Raw genomic sequence first — 17,884 nt, 5'->3', positions numbered from 1 at the left:
TCGAGGGGAAATTATGTTAAAAGACTTATTTTATAAACTTAACAAAAAAGTAAACGAACCGACCAAAAAAGGAACATATAAAGATTCAGAACCAGTAATGACAAAATGTCCACAGTGTAAAAGCTTACTCTATACAAAAGAGTTAGTAAGTAATGTCCACGTGTGTCCAAAATGTGAGTATCATTTCCCAATCACTAGTGACGAGCGTCTCGACGCATTATTCGATAAAAATAGTAAAAAGTTATTATTCACAAATATTACGTCGAAAAACCCATTAAACTTCCCGAATTACGTGTCAAAATTAGAAAACGATAAACGTCGAACGGGGCTCAATGAAGCGCTTCGTGTTGCACATGGAGAAATTGACGGACACGAAGTCGTGATCGCTGTGATGGATACACGCGTCCGCATGGGTAGTATGGGAAGTGCGGTTGGTGAAATGCTCGCACAAGCATTTAACTATGCAACGGACCATCGTTTACCCGTCATCGTGTTCACAGCAAGTGGTGGAGCGAGAATGCAAGAAGGTATTTTATCGTTAATGCAGATGGCAAAAGTATCTGTAGCGATAGAGCGCCATTCTAGTCACGGGTTATTATATGTCGCATATATGACGCATCCAACAACAGGTGGAGTCAGTGCGTCTTTTGCATCTGTCGGTGATATTAACTTAGCGGAAAGCGGTGCGTTAATTGGATTTGCTGGGCGCCGAGTAATTGAAGAGACGATCAAAGAGAAATTGCCGAAAGATTTTCAAACGGCAGAGTTTTTAATCGAACACGGTCAACTCGACAAAGTGGTAGACCGAACGGAAATGAGATCTGTATTAGCTCAAATATTAAGGTTGCATAGTTAGGGGTGAGTGTATGTCTGAAACGAGAAGAGATACTGTACAAGATTTAAAAGACAGAATCGAAGAGTTAAAAGGTTATGAAGAAAAAAACAATATCGATTTATCAAAAGAAATCGATGCACTAAACGATAAAATTAAGATGATGACACGCACACTAACACCTTGGCAGCAAGTAGAGCTTGCTAGAAAGTTAGAGCGTCCAACGACGTTAGAATACATCGAAGCAATTTGCGATGAATTTATCGAGTTTGCTGGAGACCGTGCGTATGGAGATGACCGTGCAATTATCGGTGGTGTCGCAAGCATTAACGGCACACCAGTGACTGTTATCGGTCACCAACGCGGGATGTCGACAAGAGAAAACATTAAACGCAACTTCGGTATGCCACATCCTGAAGGTTACCGTAAAGCACTCAGGTTAATGGAGCAAGCAGAAAAGTTTAAACGTCCAATCGTTACATTTATCGATACGAAAGGTGCGTATCCAGGTAAAGAAGCAGAAGAACGCGGACAAAGTGAAGCGATTGCTAAAAACCTCGTAAAGATGGCTGGATTTAACGTCCCGATCATTTCTATTGTTATCGGTGAAGGTGGATCTGGAGGAGCGCTAGGAATTGGCGTATGTGATCATCTTTATATGCTAGAAAACAGTACGTATTCAGTCATTTCTCCTGAAGGTGCTGCGAGTATTTTATTTAAAGATGCATCGTTAAAAGAAGTGGCAGCAAAATCATTAAAGTTAACAGCTGCAGACCTTTACGAGTTAGGCGTTGCTGATTTTGTAATTGAAGAACCAGAGGGCGGTGCACACGTCGACAAACCGTTCGTATATAAACAAACAAAAGAAGCGATTATAAATGGTCTTGAACAATTAAGTGAAATCGACGATTCATCACGTCTTGATGTACGATTTGAAAAGTATATGGCGATCGGTGATTTTAAAGTTGAAGATAATTAATACAAATTTAACTCTCTTTTAAGTAGAATACTTAGTAAGAGAGTTATTTTTATAAATAGAAAGAAGCGTGTAATTGTGAAACGTATTGCAGTATTAACTAGTGGTGGAGATGCACCTGGCATGAACGCAGCAGTTCGAGCTGTCGTACGTACTAGTATTAATAGAGGGTTACAAGTATTTGGAATCTCCCACGGCTTTTTAGGTTTGATCCGTGGAGATATTAAACGCATGGAATTATCCGACGTCGGTGATATTATTCAGCGTGGTGGAACGGCATTATATTCTGCTCGCTGTAACGAATTTAAAGATGAAGAAATACAGCAAATGGCAGTTAAAATTTTAAAAGAATTTGAAATAGAAGGACTCGTTGTCATCGGAGGAGACGGGACGTTTAGAGGTGCGTATGCACTTGAAAAACACGGAATTAAAACAATAGCGATTCCAGCAACAATCGATAACGACATTCCGTTTACTGAAAGCTCAATTGGATTTGATTCAGCATTAAACACAGTTGTTGAAGCCGTCGATAGAATAAGAGATACAGCAACGAGCCACGAACGTACATTTATTATTGAAGTTATGGGTAGAGATAGTGGAATGCTCGCATTATATAGCGGCATCGCAAGTGGTGCAGAGTCGGTTTTAATACCAGAAGTACCATATAATATAAACGACGTTGCTACAAAAATTAAACGAGGGATTGAACGTGGGAAAACACATTCGATAATAATCGTTGCAGAAGGGGTTATGTCTGCAGAAAAATGTAGTAAACTATTAAGTGAACAATTAAATATTGAATCACGAATTAGTGTCCTTGGACACATTCAAAGAGGGGGACGACCGTCTTCAAAAGACCGTATACTTGCTTCTAGATTCGGATATGAAGCTGTCAATTTATTACTAGAAGGACAATCTGGACAAATGGTGTACTTAACACAAAACTCAATAAAACATGTCGATTACGATACGGTTTTAAATCATGAAAAGAAAATTGATATATCACTCATTGATATAATTAATGAGTTATCTATTTAGGAGGATATTATGCGTAGAACTAAAATAATTTGTACGATTGGGCCAGCATCAGAAAGTGAAGAAACATTAGAAAAATTAATGCACGCTGGTATGAACATCGCGAGACTGAACTTTTCACACGGTGACCATGAAGAGCATTTAAATCGTATTAAGAGGATTCGAAAAGTTTCAAAAAAACTTGAAAAACACATCGGTATTCTACTCGATACAAAAGGTCCTGAGATTAGAACTCACAATATAAAAGACGGTGTTGTTCATCTTGTTAAAAATCAAAAGCTTGCCGTTCATATGAATGAAGTACTCGGAGATTCTGAAAAAATTTCTATTTCTTATAATGGTCTGATTCACGATGTAAAAGTAGGAGACGAGATTTTAATCGATGACGGAATTATTACGTTAAAAATCGATGAGCTTGACTATGATAACGAAGTCATTCATACGACAGTTTTAAATGAAGGCGAAGTAAAAAATAAAAAAGGCGTAAACGTTCCTCAAGTTAAAGTGAACTTACCGTCGATGACTGAAAAAGATGAAAGTGACATTTTATTTGGTATTGAAAACGAAGTAGATTTCATCGCACCGTCATTTATCCGTAAAAAAGATGACGTATTAAAAATTCGTGAACTTCTTGAAGGAAACAACGGTAGCTACATTAAAATCATTCCTAAAATTGAAAACCAAGAAGGTATCGATAATATCGACGAAATTTTACTCGTATCAGACGGTTTAATGGTTGCTCGTGGAGATCTAGGTGTTGAAATCCCGACCGAAGCTGTACCACTTGCACAAAAAGAACTTATTAAAAAATGTAACTTTGCAGGGAAACCAGTCATTACAGCAACACAAATGTTAGATTCAATGCAACATAATCCGCGCTGTACGCGTGCAGAAGCTAGTGACGTTGCGAATGCAATTTACGACGGAAGTGACGCAGTCATGTTATCAGGAGAAACTGCAGCTGGTGAATATCCAGTAGAAGCTGTAACGACGATGGCAAACATTGCGACGTCAAGTGAAGCAGCACAAGATTATAAGAAGCTATTATCAGATCGTACGAAAGTCCAAGATACTACAGTAACGACAGCAATTGGAGTTTCTGCAGCACATACTGCGTTAAACTTAAACTGTCGTGCAATTGTTGCGGCAACTGAATCTGGACATACTGCAAAAATGATTTCAAAATATCGTCCACAGTGTGATATTATCGCAGTCACTCCATATGATTATGTCGCTAGACAGCTTGAACTCGTATGGGGCGTTCAACCGATTGTTGCTCCAAAGTTAAGTAATACAGATGAAGTACTCAACGGTTCAGTGCAATCTGTCGTTGAAAAAGGATACGCTAATGAAGGTGATTTAATTATTATCACAGCTGGTGTGCCGACAGGACAAGCTGGAACGACAAACTTAATGAAGTTACACGTCGTTGGAGATACGTTAATCACCGCTCAAGGAATAGGAAAATTAACTGGCTACGGTGAAGTAGTTATGGCGAAATCATATGATGAACTTGCCAAAATCGATACTACAGGGAAAATCGTTTTACTAGAAAAAGTTGATGGTATAATGACACCACACTTAGTGAAAGCGGCAGGGTTAATTACTGTTGAAGGTGGTCTAACAAGTCCTGGAGCAATCGTCGGTTTAAATTTAGAGTTACCGACAATCGTTGGAGCAACAGATGCGTTTGACATATTAAAACCAGGCATGAAAGTAACTGTCGACAGTGAACAGCATGTCGTTTATAGTGGACATGCAGACGTACTGTAATTGAGGAGGATACGAATGAAAAAGCTTGTCATAAGCATTTTTTCAGCAACGTTACTTTTAAGTGCATGTAGTAATAGTAATGATGGTGAAGAAGAAGTAAAAGAAGTTAAACAAGATAAATCTATGACGTCAGAATCGTTAATCGACGAAGTTGTCGCGAACAACCAAGATGTGATTTCTTATGAAGAGCGTGGGACGCTTACGATGAACGATGAAGACGAATTAAACTTTATAGTTACTATTGATAATGATGAAAATGTAAAGTTTGAAGTTGATGCCTCTGACTCGGTCTTTACATTATATGATGTAAATGGTGAAAAGAAAGTTTTAACAAATGGTGAATTTGAAACGAGTGACATTGAACTAAATCCATTAACGTATAGCGAGCTCGTTGAAAAACTTAAAGAATTACCAAAAGGCGATCTTAAGACAGATAAAGATGTTTACGTCATTACTTACGATTTACTGACAATTGAAGATTTATCTATATTTAGTAATGAACTTGCATCTAATTTACAAGATTATGATGTTGAAAATTTATCATTAACACTTCAAGTGAATGCCGACTATAAGGTCGTGCGTGCAGATGTCGAAGGTACCTTAAGTGACGATAAAGAAAATTATGATATTAAAGGCTTTGCAACATTTGAAAACATTGGGGAAGTAGAGCAAATAGAAGTACCTAAAGGAGAGTAGTTTATCTACTCTCTTTTTAGTTATAAATTAAACTTATTAAAAAGTATAAGAAACTTAATTTTTAGTTATAGTTAAAAAATATAAATGATTCTATGTTTTAAGCCCGTTCTATATCAACCATCACAATAGTCTTTGATATAAAATTCACAAATAAGTGTATGAATTAAACGTAAGCACCTATATACAAAGTTTGCTATAATGAAATTAAATAAATCGTTTAAAGATATATGGGGGGTTAAATTCTATGCCTGAAATGAAAGCTGGTTTAGAAGGTGTAGTAATTGGAGAGTCAAGAATTAGTTCTATTATCGGAACTCAGCTAACATATGCTGGTTATGAAATTGATGACTTAGCCGAAAATGCAACGTTTGAAGAAGTCGTTTATTTACTATGGAACGACCGCTTACCAAACGAAGAAGAGTTAAAACAATTTGAAGCGGACTTATTTAAATATATGTCACTCGCTCAAGAAGACGAAGAAGTATTTAAAATTTTCGCTAAAACAGGTAATCAGCCGATGGCTGCATTAAGAACGTCAATTTCATATCTAGGTATGCTTGACGATGAAGCGGATATTTTAACTGAAGAAGCAAACAAGAATAAATCAATCCGTATTCAAGGAGCGATTCCTGCGATTGTTGCTAACTTTGACCGCTTTAGAAAAGGTTTAGATGTTGTTAAACCTAAAGAAGAATACGGCTTTGCTAAAAACTTCTTATATATGTTATACGGTGAAGAGCCGACAGATGTACAAGTCGAAGCGATGGAAAAAGCACTTATTTTACACGCTGATCACGAAATTAACGCATCGACATTTACTGCTCGCGTATGTGTTGCGACGTTATCTGATTTATATTCAGGAACAGTTGCTGCGATTGGAGCATTAAAAGGACCACTACACGGCGGTGCAAACGAACAAGTGATGAACATGTTAACTGAAATCGGTAGTTTAGATAAAGTTGACGAATATATCCATAAAAAGCTTGAAAACAAAGAGAAAATTATGGGTATCGGACACCGCGTATATAAAGAAGGAGATCCGCGTGCGAAGTACTTAAAAGAAATGTCTCGTAAGTTAACTGAAGAGACAGGTGAACCTGAATTATACGAAATGTCGACACGCATCGCTGAAATTGTAGAAGAAGAAAAAGGGTTATTACCAAACGTCGATTTCTTCAGTGCATCAGTGTATCACTCAATGGGTATTTCACATGATTTATTTACTCCAATATTCGCTGTCAGCCGTACGTCAGGTTGGCTTGCACATATGTTAGAACAATATGCAAATAACCGACTCATTCGTCCACGCGCAGAGTACACTGGATATACGAGTAGAAAATACGAACCAATTGAAAGTAGATAATTTTATACACATAAAGGAGATTATATAATGGCAGAGAAAATTACTTTAAAAGACGGCGTTTTAAACGTACCAAACACACCAATTATTCCTTTTATTGAAGGAGACGGAATCGGTAAAGATATTTGGCCAGCAGCTAAAAAAGTAATCGATAGCGCTGTTGAAAAAGCGTACAACGGTGAAAAGAAAATTGAATGGTTAGAAGTTTACGCAGGACAAAAAGCATTCGATAAAACTGGCGAGTGGTTACCACAAGATACACTCGACAAAATTAGTGAGTACTTAATCGCAATTAAAGGACCACTTACTACACCAATCGGTGGAGGTATCCGTTCATTAAACGTTGCGTTAAGACAACAACTTGATCTCTACGTATGCTTACGTCCAGTAAGACATTACAGCGGTGTACCGTCACCAGTTAAAAATCCTGAAGACGTCGATATGGCGATTTTCCGTGAAAACACTGAAGACATTTATGCTGGTATCGAGTTTGAATCAGGTAGCGATGATGCTAAAAAGCTGATCAACTTCTTACAAGATGAAATGAATGTGACTAACATTCGTTTCCCAGAAACATCTGGAATTGGTGTTAAACCAGTATCTAAAGAAGGTTCTGAACGCTTAATTAGAGCAGCAATTGAATATGCACTAGTGCATAATAAACCGACTGTTACACTCGTTCATAAAGGTAACATCATGAAATTCACTGAAGGTGGATTTAAAAAATGGGGTTACGAGTTAGCTGAAAGAGAATATGGTGACAAAGTATTCACATGGGATGAATACGATAGAATCGTTGAAAAAGAAGGTAAAGAAGCTGCAAACAAAGCACAAGATGAAGCGGTTAAAGCAGGTAAGGTCATTATCCAGGACTCAATCGCAGATATCTTCTTACAACAAATTCTATTAAATCCATTAGATCACTCAGTTGTTGCAACGATGAACTTAAACGGAGACTACATCTCTGACGCGCTTGCAGCACAAGTTGGTGGAGTAGGGATCGCACCAGGTGCGAACATTAACTACGACACAGGACATGCAATCTTTGAAGCGACTCATGGTACAGCACCTAAATATGCTGGTTTAGACGTTGTGAACCCGTCATCAGTAATTTTATCTGCAGTACTTATGTTAGAACACCTCGGTTGGAAAGAAGCAGCTGAGTTAATTAACAAATCTATGGAAACGACAATTGCTAACAAAACAGTCACATACGACTTTGCGAGACTAATGGACAATGCAACAGAAGTGAAAACTTCTGAGTTCGGTGACTTATTAGTAGAAAACATGTAATAGAGAGTATATAGAACCACATCAGTGGTTCTATTTTTTATTTGTTTCTTATATACTGGATAAGACTATAATTAAAGGAGAATTATAATGAAAGACGACACGATGAAAGACTTAACATTACTCGGAAATCAAAATGTTCAATATCCGACAACGTATGATAACAGTGTGTTAGAGACGTTTGATAATAGTCATCCTGAAATGGATTATATGGTGAAGTTTAATTGTCCAGAATTTACGACACTGTGTCCGATGACGAATCAACCAGATTTCGCAACGATTTATATTAGTTATATCCCTGATATTAAAATGGTAGAGAGTAAATCTTTAAAGTTATACTTATTTAGCTATAGAAATCATGGAGGCTTTCATGAAGCAGCTGTGAACACGATTATGAGAGATTTAATCGACTTAATGGATCCAAAATATATTGAAGTGTGGGGTAAATTCACACCGCGAGGTGGAATTTCAATCGATCCATATGCAAACTACGGTAAACCAGGAACGAAATTTGAAAAAATGGCTGAAAAACGTCTTTTTGAACACGATATGTATCCTGAAAAAATTGACAATAGATAGGAAGTTTATATGTCTAAAGCATTAATTGTATTTAGTGGTGGTCAAGACAGTACGACATGTTTAGCATACGCATTAAAACATTACGATGAAGTAGAAACAATCACGTTTCACTATAATCAAAGACACGCTGAAGAAGTTGAAATCGCTCAAAAAATCGCAAAAGATTTTAACGTAAAAAACACTTGTATCGATGTATCGTTAATTAACGATTTAACAGAAAATGCGTTAACGAGAGATATCGACATAAAATCAGATGGTGACGTGCCGAATACATTTGTCCCTGGTCGAAACATATTATTTTTTAATATCGCGAGTATCGCGGCGTATCAAATCGGTGCTGATACGATTGTAACAGGTGTCAGTGAAACTGATTTTAGTGGTTATCCGGATTGTAGAAGTGACTTTGTTACAGCGTTAGAGCACGCGATACATCTAGGACTCGATCGTCATATTAAAATTGACACACCACTTATGGATAAGGATAAAAGTGAAGTGTGGGAAATGGCAGATGAACTCGATGTATTTGATTATATAAAAAATGAAACGCTCACGTGTTATAACGGTATAAAAGGATCAGGGTGTCGAGAGTGCCCGGCTTGTATTCTTAGAAATGAAGGATTAGAAGAGTACGAGAAAAGGAAGTTCAATTAAACATTTGAATATGAGATATACTTAAACCCCTATTGAAATATTGTATATTTTCTGACAGAATAGACAGATATATACTTTTAATGGGGGTTTATATATGGAGAACATTAATAAAAAGGGTGGCGTTTTCCAGAAGTTTCTCGACTTCGTTGAGAAATCTGGGAATAGGTTACCACACCCTGTGACTTTGTTTTTCCTGCTAGCAGTTTTAACATTAGTCGCTTCTGCGATTTTATCTGCGATAGGAATTTCAGTCGCGCATCCAGGTGACAAAAACGAAATAATTGAGGTCAATAACTTATTAAGTAAAGACGGAATTACATATATATTTGAAAATATGGTCGATAACTTTATCAACTTCGCACCATTAGGTGTCGTACTTACAACGATGCTTGGTATTGGTATCGCAGAACGCTCTGGTTTAATTTCTGCAGCGTTACGTGGTTTCATCTTAGCAATTCCGAAGTCTTTAATTACTGCAGGGTTAGTGTTTGCAGGGATTATGTCGTCACTCGCAAGTGACGCAGGATACGTTGTATTACCACCACTAGGGGCAGTTATTTTCTTAGCACTTGGTAGACACCCAATCGCAGGACTTGCTGCAGCGTTTGCTGGGGTATCTGCAGGGTTTAGTGCGAACCTCTTACTAAGTGGTACGGATGCGATGCTCGCAGAACTTTCAATGGACGCAGCTAAAATGATCGATCCAGCGTACGTTGAGACGATGAACGTCGCGATGAACTATTACTTTATCGCAGCGAGTGTGTTCGTGTTAACGTTAGTCGGTTGGTTCGTTTCAGATAAAATCGTCGAACCACGTCTAGGTACGTATGACTCTAAATATTTAAACACAGATGATTCAGAAGATATGCATGCGTTAAACGATTTAGAGAAAAAAGGATTACTTTACGCATTTATTTCAATTATTGTTTCAGTACTACTTGTTTCTTTACTCGTCGCATTCCCATTCTCACCAATGCGTGGAGATGAAGGAAGTTACATGGATCAGATTATTCAATCTCCATTCATGTCAAGCTTAGTACCAATCATTGCGATTTTATTCTTTATCCCTGGTCTCGTTTATGGTCTTGTTACAAAAACAATTAAAGGTGAAAAAGACGTCGCGCATCAGTTAACAGATACGATGAACACGATGGGTACTATTATCGTACTTGCATTTACTGCTGGTCAATTCGTTGCATATTTCGCCGAAAGTAACATCGGTATGGTAATCGGTGTTTATGGTGCAGAATTACTTGAGAGTTTAAACTTAAAAGGGATTCCTTTAATTATAGGGTTCATTTTAGTTACAGCATTCATTAACTTATTCATCGGAAGTGCATCAGCTAAATGGGCGATGATGGCACCGATATTCGTTCCAATATTAATGCAACTCGGTTACTCACCAGAATTAACGACAATGGCATATCGTATCGCAGACTCAAGTACAAACATCATTACACCATTAATGACGTACTTCGCAGTCATTATCGCGTTTGCCAATAAATATGTAAAAGATATCGGAGTCGGAACATTAATTTCAATTATGCTACCGTACTCAATATTTTTCTTAATCACATGGTCAATATTCCTAATCGTTTGGATGCTACTTGGATTACCACTTGGACCAAACGCTCCGATCGTATATCCATAAAAACACGTCTTCGGACGTGTTTTTTTAATTTGGAAAGAAACTATCCGACTTGTATAATGAAACTAATAACAAATTGAGGGAGACTTACTATGGATAAGTTAATTTTAATAGATGGTAATAGTTTAGCGTTTCGTGCGTTTTACGGACTACCTCTTTTAAGTAACCAAAGTGGACTGCATACGAATGCTATTTTTGGTTTTCAAAAAATATTAGATAAAATTATACGTGAAGAAGATCCAACTCACTTTTTAATTGCGTTTGACGCAGGTAAAAAGACGTTTAGACATGAAAAGTATGGTGAGTATAAAGGTGGACGTCAAAAGACACCACCAGAATTAGGAGAACAGTTTGCGCCGATTCGTAAATTAATTGATGCATACGGTATTAAACGATACGAAGAAACGAACTACGAAGCGGATGATATTATCGGTTCGTTATCTAAATTAGCAGATGAAAACGGCATGGAGACGATTATCGTTACCGGTGACCGTGATTTAACTCAACTCGCAAGTGAACACGTGACGATTTACTTTACGAAAAAAGGTGTCACTCAAATCGATAAATATACGCCGGAGTTTATTGAAGAAGAATACGGTCTTCGTCCGGAACAAATTATTGATATGAAAGGTTTATGGGGCGATACGTCTGATAATATCCCAGGTGTCCCTGGTATTGGTGAAAAGACCGCGATTAAGCTGTTAAAGAAATACGATTCAGTCGAAGGTGTCTACGAACATATTGAAGAATTAAAGGGTAAACAGCGCGAGAATTTAGAGAACTTTAAAGATGATGCGTTTATGTCTAAAGAACTCGCAACGATTTATAGAGATATGACGTTTGATTTTAGTTTAGACGACTTAAAACTTCCACCTGAAGACATCGATGCGAAAATTAAAGTATTTAAAGAATTTGAATTCAATTCGTTACTTGAAAACTTAAATGAGTCGCCTGTAAAGAATACGACGACTTTTGAAGCAAATCGAGTCGACAGCATAGACACGCTCGGTAAAGATGTTTCTTTATATTTAGAGAGTGAAGAAGCGAATTACTTATTAAATGAACCGAATGTACTCGTCGTCACTGATGGTGAAAATAGTTATGTGACAGCTGTTGAAGATGTAGATAAAAACGAACTCGAAGAGTTTTTAAAGACGAGAAAATCAGTGAATACGTATGACTTAAAACGACAAATCGCATTTTTAAATCAATTAGGTGTTTCATTTAATCAATTTACAGAGGATATTATGCTCGGGGCATTTTTACTTGATCCTGGTAAAAAAATTGAAGATGTCAGTTCGACTGTTGAACAATTTAACATTCAAATCGATAGCGACGAGTCTCATTACGGTAAAGGGCGTAGTAAGAAAAACCCAACGATTGAAGAGACGAAAGATTTTACAGAAAAGAAAGCCTTAGCAATCCATCATGCATTACCACTTTTAGAACAAAAACTAAAAGATGATGATATGTTTACGATATGGAAAGAATTAGAAATTCCTTTATCTAAAGTGTTATCTGAAATGGAAATTAAAGGAATCACAGTAGATATTAATACGTTAAAAGAAATGGAAACAGAGTTAGAGGAACGTCTCGATCACTTAAAAAGTAAAATCTATGAAATCGCTGGAGAAGAGTTTAACATCAATTCACCGAAACAACTCGGTGTAGTGTTATTTGAACATTTAGAGTTACCAGTAATTAAAAAGACGAAGACAGGTTACTCAACAGCAGCGGATGTATTAGAAGCGTTACGTCCACAACATGAAATTATCGATTTTATTTTGGAGTATCGTGAAATTCAAAAATTACAATCGACGTATGTCATAGGATTACAAGGACAAATTCATGAAGACGGGCGCATTCATACGAGATTTAACCAAACGCTTGCTCAAACGGGACGTCTATCTAGTGTTGAACCAAACTTACAAAACATCCCAATTCGATTAGAAGAAGGGCGTAAAATTAGAAAAGCGTTCGTCCCAAAAAGTGAAGAGAACGTATTATTATCACTCGACTATTCACAAATCGAGTTAAGAGTCCTTGCATCGATTTCTAAAGATGAAAAGATGATCGACGCATTCAAAGAAGGCAAGGATATTCACACGACGACGGCAGCGAACGTGTATAACGTCGACTCGAGTGACGTTACGAGCACAATGCGTTCAAATGCCAAAGCGGTAAACTTCGGTATCGTGTACGGTATTTCTGATTACGGATTATCTCAACAACTTGGGATCACGCGTAAAGAAGCGAAAGCGTTTATTGATACGTATCTCGATACGTTCGTAAACGTGAAAGAGTATATGAAATATATCGTTCAAGACGCAAAGCGCGACGGTTACGTATCGACATTGCTTGGTCGAAGACGTTACGTTCCGGACATAAACTCACGTAACTTTAACGCGAGAAGCTTCTCAGAACGTATCGCTATGAACTCACCAATTCAAGGAACAGCTGCGGATATTATTAAACTTGCGATGGTGAATTATTATGAGAGTGACCAAAAAGATAAGTTCAATGCCGAATTACTACTACAAATTCATGACGAACTTGTCTTTGATATTCCAAAAAGAGAAGTAGATGATTTCGTCGTCTTCATTAAAGATATTATGGAACACGCATTAGAGATGGAAGTACCATTAAAAGCTGAATATGAATACGGTCCAAATTGGTACACAATGGAGTAGATGATATGCCAGAATTACCTGAAGTTGAACTCGTAAAAAGAAGTTTGACGTCTTTAATCGGTTTAAAGATTAAAGACGTCGTCTTTTCAGACACTGTCATAAGCGGACATAAAAATGACCGAATGACGATCGTGAAAGAACCAATCGAGTCATTTTTAAATATAAGAAATTCAACGATTATTAATATTAAACGTCGTAGTAAATATATGTATTTTGAACTTATGAATGATGAAGGCATATTATATATGATTAGTCACCTCGGTATGAGTGGTGGTTTCTTTATCGTTAACACGCTTGATGAAATTACTGAGGCGAACTATAAAAAACATTGGCACGTTCAGTTTCATTTAAGCAATGGCCAAATTTTAGTCTACTCAGATATTCGTAGGTTTGGAGAAGTAAGAACGATTCGTGATTTAAACGACTTTCTGCCTTTTAAAAATATGGCGCCTGAATATACTGAAGAAACGGCTAAAAACTATTTCGTCGAAACGTTAAAATCTAACCGTTATGACAATTCATATATTAAGGCAATTATTATGGATGCTAAAATTATCCCAGGTGTTGGGAATATCTATGCTTCTGAAGCGTTATATAGAAGTGGGATTTTACCGACGAGGCGCGTCAAAAATATTTCTAAAAAAAGATTAGAACTATTATTTGATAAAATTGTTGAAGTGTTTGAATTATCGTTAAATGCTGGCGGATCGACAATTTCAGATTATAGAAGTACAACGGGAGAATCCGGTAGTATGCAAACAAAGTTCAAAGTATACGGGCAAAAGTTCTGTCCGAAAGGTCATGAAATAAAAACGAAAACAATCGGGCAGCGTAACACGTATTACTGCACGACATGTCAGAGGTGATAATATGTACAAATCAATCGGAATTACAGGCGGCATTGCGAGCGGTAAAAGTACAGTTAGTCATTATTTAAAAGATAAAGGATACGTCGTGCTCGATGCAGATATCTATGCAAGAAACGTTTTAAATAAAGGAACAGAAGGTTTAAAAAAGACCGTCGAACACTTTGGTAATGGTATCTTAAACGATGACGGTACGTTAAATCGTGAGGTATTAGGTCATATCGTATTTAACGATAAAGATGAACTTGCTGTATTAAACTCGATTACGCATCCGATCATTCGAAAAGAGATGAACGCTGACAAAAATAAAAATTTACAAACTGGTCACGTATTTTCAGATATTCCGCTTCTTTATGAAAACAAACTCGAAGACCAGTTTGATTTAGTCATCGTCGTCTATGTCGATGAGAAAACACAATTAAATCGTCTGATGACGCGTAACGATTTTACTGAAGAAGAAGCAAGACGTCGTATAGCGTCACAGCTATCTTTAGAAGAAAAAAAGAAACGTGCAGACATCGTCTTTAATAATAACGACACGAAAGAAGCGTTATATAATCAGATTGATGATTTTATTAAACAACTTAATGACTGATATGCTATAATGAACATGACTAAATTCTAGGAGAGATTATTGACTATGACAAATGTAGCGATTAATGGTTTAGGAAGAATTGGTAGACAAGTATTTCGTATCGTTCATGAATCAGATACGTTAAACTTAGTAGCAGTAAACGCTAGCTATGATGCAAAAGATTTAGCGCACTTACTAAACTATGACACAACTCACGGTAAATGGGAAAAAACTGTTGAAGCTAAAGATAATGACACTTTAGTAGTTGACGGAAAAGAAATCAAAGTCACTCGTGACAGAAACCCAGAAAACTTACCATGGAAAGATTTAGGTGTAGACATCGTATTTGAAGCAACTGGTGCATTTAACCACGGTGACACAGCATCTAAACACTTAACAGCAGGAGCGAAAAAAGTCGTACTTACTGGTCCATCTAAAGGTGGAGACGTTCAAACAATTGTACTAGGTGTAAACGACAAAGACTTAGACGTTGAAAAATACGACGTATTCTCAAACGCTTCATGTACGACAAACTGTTTAGCGCCTGTGGCTAAAGTGTTAAACGACTCATTTGGCATTAAAAAAGGGTTAGTAACTACAGTTCACGCGTATACTTCAGACCAAAGAATTTTAGACAACCCACACAAAGATTTACGTCGTGCGCGTTCAGCAGCTGAAAACATCGTTCCAACATCAACTGGAGCAGCAAAAGCAACTGCACTCGTATTACCAGAACTCGAAGGTAAATTAGACGGAATGGCATTACGTGTTCCAACTGACAACGTTTCATTAGTAGACTTAGTTGTTGAGTTAGACAAAAACGTAACGAAAGAAGAAGTAAACGAAGCGCTTAGAAACGCTGCGAATGGAGATCTTAAAGGTATCCTAGGTGTATCTGATGAGCCACTTGTTTCAAGTGACTTCAACACAGATTCACGTTCATCAATCGTAGATTCTGATTTAACGATGGTTATGGGTGACAACCAAGTTAAAGTACTTTCTTGGTACGATAACGAATGGGGTTACTCAACGCGTACAGTAGAACTCGTTGAACGTGTTGCAAAAGAACTTTAATTCAAAGAACCACTCTCTATAAGACAATCTTATAGAGAGTTTTTTAATCGATTTAATAAATAGTCAATCATGTTATACTAATAAAAAAAGAATTAGGTGATTTGATGCGATGCCCAGTATGTAGTCACGAAAACACAAAAGTCATCGATTCACGTCAAACAGATGATATGACGAGTATACGTCGTAGACGTGAATGTGAATCTTGTGGTGCAAGATTTACAACGTTTGAACGTATTGAATTATCACCTCTTATGGTTATAAAAAAAGACAATACACGTGAACAATTCGATAGAGATAAATTATTAGACGGTCTTATGAAATCATGTGAAAAACGACCGATTAGTTTTAAAGAAGTAGAAAAGTGTGTAGATAATGTAGAGAAGAAACTTAGAAACAAAAACACAAATGAAGTGTCATCGACTGAAATTGGTGAAGTCGTTATGGAAGAATTGATGCAGCTGGATCAAGTGGCATACGTTCGTTTTGCGAGTGTGTACCGAGAGTTTACAGATATTAACCAACTCATGGACGCGCTAAAGCATTTAGAAAAAGGTGAAAAAGGTGAGTAGTTCACTAACGCCACGTACGGAGTTTATCGTCCATAACCAGCAGTATATTTCTGAACATGACCGTACGATGTTAAATGATATATATATGCCGATTCTCGGTAGTGTTGCAGTTTCTATTTATATTTATTTACATGATTCAAGCCGAAAGTTTGAACCGCTAGAAATTAGAATGCATAGCGAAATTATCGATGAAATGAATATGACGTTGTCTATATTTTCATCAGAACTTGAAAAATTAGAAGCGGTTGGCTTGGTTAAAACGTATGTGAATGATGACGCACATATTGATCAACTCATCTACGAAGTAAAACAACCGTTAACAGCAACAGAGTTTTTTAACGATCCGATGCTGAGTATGTTTTTATATACGAAAGTCGGTAGTGAGTTATTTAATAAAAAAAGAGAGTACTGGAAATATCCAAAACTTCCAGATAATATCACTGACGTCAGTCGTAAATTTACTGAAGTATTTTCAAATATTTCTTTAGAATCATTTAAATTACCTGAAGATCATTACGAAGGTAGAAATAATAGTACAGGTAGCAATGTGGAACAGGATGACTTCGATTTTGAAGTACTATTTACTCATTTAAGAGGAACATTTGTCGACCGTAAATTCTTTACTCAGTCTGTGAGAGAAAATATCGTCAAGCTCTCAGAGCTTTTTCATCTAAATGCTTATGAAATGAAAAAAATCATCGTAAAATCAACAGACAAATCAAAAGGTATCGACTTAAATATTTTAAGACGTGCAGCACTCGATTATTATCGACATGAAAAAGAAGATGAAAAATTACAACCAGAAGACACACCTACAAATGAAGATTACTTTACGTCGCTTGACCGTATTAGTCCAGTTACTCGAATTCGTCAGTTAAGAAATAACAACCCATCAAGAAGCGATGAACTAATCGTAACACGACTCGTCACAGAGACGAATTTAAATAACGGAGTAATCAATGTACTGTTAGAGTATGCGTTAATGCAAAAAGACGGACAATTATTTGACAATTATGTATTTACAATCGCGAGAGATTGGGAAAGTAAAGGATATCAAACGGCTGAAGAAGCAAAAGATGCAGCGCTTACTTTTTATAATAACCAATCGAAAAAGAAAAGTAACTATCGTGTAAAGCGTCAAATTGTCGAACCGAAATGGTTTAATGAGCAAAAGAAACAAAGTTCAGACCAGACAATGCATAATAAAAAAGTAACAAAAAAACAATCGACATCGATTCAAGAAGCAATCGACCGATTTAGAAAGTTGTAGG

At 36.8% G+C, this 17,884-nt stretch carries 16 protein-coding genes; all 16 read left to right on the top strand.

What is annotated here, in order from left to right; genetic code table 11:
- Nucleotides 1-13: 13 nt before the first annotated feature.
- The 16 genes from accD to HMPREF2767_RS04805 all read left to right on the top strand — a co-directional run bounded on the left by accD (nucleotide 14) and on the right by HMPREF2767_RS04805 (nucleotide 17,883).
- A complete protein-coding gene (gene accD / locus HMPREF2767_RS04880) occupies nucleotides 14-856 on the top strand; it encodes an acetyl-CoA carboxylase, carboxyltransferase subunit beta (protein WP_040928723.1) in 843 nt (280 codons plus the stop codon).
- Between the two features lie 10 nt (nucleotides 857-866).
- Nucleotides 867-1,811 carry an acetyl-CoA carboxylase carboxyltransferase subunit alpha gene (locus HMPREF2767_RS04875; protein ID WP_068129304.1) on the top strand — a complete coding sequence of 315 codons (945 nt, stop codon included), beginning with the start codon at nucleotides 867-869 and terminating at the stop codon, nucleotides 1,809-1,811.
- Nucleotides 1,812-1,886: 75 nt separating this feature from the next.
- A complete protein-coding gene (gene pfkA, locus HMPREF2767_RS04870) occupies nucleotides 1,887-2,846 on the top strand; it encodes a 6-phosphofructokinase (RefSeq protein ID WP_068129306.1) in 960 nt (319 codons plus the stop codon).
- Between the two features lie 9 nt (nucleotides 2,847-2,855).
- Entirely contained in the window at nucleotides 2,856-4,616 is a 1,761-nt protein-coding gene (gene pyk / locus HMPREF2767_RS04865; protein ID WP_070622789.1) for a pyruvate kinase, read from the top strand.
- A 15-nt stretch (nucleotides 4,617-4,631) separates the two neighbouring features.
- Entirely contained in the window at nucleotides 4,632-5,312 is a 681-nt protein-coding gene (locus HMPREF2767_RS04860; RefSeq protein WP_070622788.1) for a hypothetical protein, read from the top strand.
- Nucleotides 5,313-5,556: 244 nt separating this feature from the next.
- Nucleotides 5,557-6,675 (top strand): citrate synthase, encoded by a 1,119-nt coding sequence (gene citZ, locus HMPREF2767_RS04855; protein WP_070622787.1) that lies wholly within the window; start codon nucleotides 5,557-5,559, stop codon nucleotides 6,673-6,675.
- Between the two features lie 27 nt (nucleotides 6,676-6,702).
- Entirely contained in the window at nucleotides 6,703-7,965 is a 1,263-nt protein-coding gene (icd, locus tag HMPREF2767_RS04850; RefSeq protein WP_070622786.1) for an NADP-dependent isocitrate dehydrogenase, read from the top strand.
- Nucleotides 7,966-8,052: 87 nt separating this feature from the next.
- A complete protein-coding gene (queF, locus tag HMPREF2767_RS04845) occupies nucleotides 8,053-8,541 on the top strand; it encodes a preQ(1) synthase (protein WP_070456760.1) in 489 nt (162 codons plus the stop codon).
- A gap of 9 nt (nucleotides 8,542-8,550) precedes the next feature.
- Nucleotides 8,551-9,192, top strand: a complete 642-nt coding sequence (gene queC, locus HMPREF2767_RS04840; protein WP_070622785.1) for a 7-cyano-7-deazaguanine synthase QueC — start codon at nucleotides 8,551-8,553, stop codon at nucleotides 9,190-9,192.
- Nucleotides 9,193-9,286: 94 nt separating this feature from the next.
- Entirely contained in the window at nucleotides 9,287-10,843 is a 1,557-nt protein-coding gene (locus tag HMPREF2767_RS04835) for an AbgT family transporter (protein WP_070622784.1), read from the top strand.
- A gap of 89 nt (nucleotides 10,844-10,932) precedes the next feature.
- Nucleotides 10,933-13,530 (top strand): DNA polymerase I, encoded by a 2,598-nt coding sequence (gene polA, locus HMPREF2767_RS04830; protein ID WP_070622783.1) that lies wholly within the window; start codon nucleotides 10,933-10,935, stop codon nucleotides 13,528-13,530.
- A gap of 5 nt (nucleotides 13,531-13,535) precedes the next feature.
- Nucleotides 13,536-14,396 carry a bifunctional DNA-formamidopyrimidine glycosylase/DNA-(apurinic or apyrimidinic site) lyase gene (gene mutM / locus HMPREF2767_RS04825; protein WP_070622782.1) on the top strand — a complete coding sequence of 287 codons (861 nt, stop codon included), beginning with the start codon at nucleotides 13,536-13,538 and terminating at the stop codon, nucleotides 14,394-14,396.
- Between the two features lie 4 nt (nucleotides 14,397-14,400).
- The gene (coaE, locus tag HMPREF2767_RS04820; RefSeq protein ID WP_070622781.1) at nucleotides 14,401-14,991 is read left to right on the top strand and encodes a dephospho-CoA kinase; all 591 of its coding nucleotides are present in this window, start codon (nucleotides 14,401-14,403) and stop codon (nucleotides 14,989-14,991) included.
- A 45-nt stretch (nucleotides 14,992-15,036) separates the two neighbouring features.
- Nucleotides 15,037-16,044 (top strand): type I glyceraldehyde-3-phosphate dehydrogenase, encoded by a 1,008-nt coding sequence (gap, locus tag HMPREF2767_RS04815; protein ID WP_070456743.1) that lies wholly within the window; start codon nucleotides 15,037-15,039, stop codon nucleotides 16,042-16,044.
- Nucleotides 16,045-16,148: 104 nt separating this feature from the next.
- Nucleotides 16,149-16,613 (top strand): transcriptional regulator NrdR, encoded by a 465-nt coding sequence (nrdR, locus tag HMPREF2767_RS04810; protein WP_068129326.1) that lies wholly within the window; start codon nucleotides 16,149-16,151, stop codon nucleotides 16,611-16,613.
- A complete protein-coding gene (locus HMPREF2767_RS04805; protein WP_070456741.1) occupies nucleotides 16,606-17,883 on the top strand; it encodes a replication initiation and membrane attachment family protein in 1,278 nt (425 codons plus the stop codon). The genes nrdR and HMPREF2767_RS04805 overlap by 8 nt, the downstream gene beginning before the upstream one ends.
- Nucleotide 17,884 lies beyond the last annotated feature (1 nt).

The sequence above is a fragment of the Nosocomiicoccus sp. HMSC067E10 genome (assembly GCF_001810835.1).
GTDB classification, from domain to species: domain Bacteria; phylum Bacillota; class Bacilli; order Staphylococcales; family Salinicoccaceae; genus Nosocomiicoccus; species Nosocomiicoccus ampullae_A.
This window is presented reverse-complemented; position numbering and strand designations above follow the sequence as displayed.

Excerpts from the sequence above, each read along its gene's own strand:
- polA (WP_070622783.1), top strand. The coding sequence starts at position 10,933 with ATGGATAAGTTAATTTTAATAGATGGTAATAGTTTAGCGTTTCGTGCG.
- queC (WP_070622785.1), top strand. The coding sequence starts at position 8,551 with ATGTCTAAAGCATTAATTGTATTTAGTGGTGGTCAAGACAGTACGACA.
- icd (WP_070622786.1), top strand. The coding sequence starts at position 6,703 with ATGGCAGAGAAAATTACTTTAAAAGACGGCGTTTTAAACGTACCAAAC.
- accD (WP_040928723.1), top strand. The coding sequence starts at position 14 with ATGTTAAAAGACTTATTTTATAAACTTAACAAAAAAGTAAACGAACCG.
- queF (WP_070456760.1), top strand. The coding sequence starts at position 8,053 with ATGAAAGACGACACGATGAAAGACTTAACATTACTCGGAAATCAAAAT.
- HMPREF2767_RS04835 (WP_070622784.1), top strand. The coding sequence starts at position 9,287 with ATGGAGAACATTAATAAAAAGGGTGGCGTTTTCCAGAAGTTTCTCGAC.
- nrdR (WP_068129326.1), top strand. The coding sequence starts at position 16,149 with ATGCGATGCCCAGTATGTAGTCACGAAAACACAAAAGTCATCGATTCA.
- coaE (WP_070622781.1), top strand. The coding sequence starts at position 14,401 with ATGTACAAATCAATCGGAATTACAGGCGGCATTGCGAGCGGTAAAAGT.
- pyk (WP_070622789.1), top strand. The coding sequence starts at position 2,856 with ATGCGTAGAACTAAAATAATTTGTACGATTGGGCCAGCATCAGAAAGT.
- mutM (WP_070622782.1), top strand. The coding sequence starts at position 13,536 with ATGCCAGAATTACCTGAAGTTGAACTCGTAAAAAGAAGTTTGACGTCT.
- HMPREF2767_RS04875 (WP_068129304.1), top strand. The coding sequence starts at position 867 with ATGTCTGAAACGAGAAGAGATACTGTACAAGATTTAAAAGACAGAATC.
- citZ (WP_070622787.1), top strand. The coding sequence starts at position 5,557 with ATGCCTGAAATGAAAGCTGGTTTAGAAGGTGTAGTAATTGGAGAGTCA.
- HMPREF2767_RS04860 (WP_070622788.1), top strand. The coding sequence starts at position 4,632 with ATGAAAAAGCTTGTCATAAGCATTTTTTCAGCAACGTTACTTTTAAGT.
- gap (WP_070456743.1), top strand. The coding sequence starts at position 15,037 with ATGACAAATGTAGCGATTAATGGTTTAGGAAGAATTGGTAGACAAGTA.